General features: G+C 53.6%; 1 protein-coding gene. It reads left to right on the forward strand.

Features of this window, described 5'->3' with window-relative positions; translation table 11 throughout:
• The coding region (locus ACYVTD_RS18995; protein ID WP_461249134.1) for an ATP-binding cassette domain-containing protein at positions 1-308 on the forward strand (308 nt) is incomplete at both ends.

Genomic DNA, 308 nt, shown 5'->3' on the forward strand with positions numbered 1-308 from the left:
ATTTCTAACGTGATTAAAAAATCTTCCGGCTCCGTTATTTATGACGGCGTGGAAATCAGTTCCGTCCCCCCGGACCGCATAGTGGCGCAGGGGCTTGTGCAGGTGCCGGAAGGAAGGCGGATATTCGCCAACTTGAGCGTCCGTGACAATTTGGAAATGGGCGCATATTCAAGGAGAGCCGTAACTCTTTCGGAGAAGCACGCCATACGCAAGGACATGGACAAGGTTTTTGATATTTTCCCGCGTTTGAAAGAGCGTATACGCCAGGTGGCGGGAACCCTTTCCGGCGGGGAGCAGCAGATGCTCGC

The organism is Treponema sp. R6D11 (assembly GCF_054786075.1).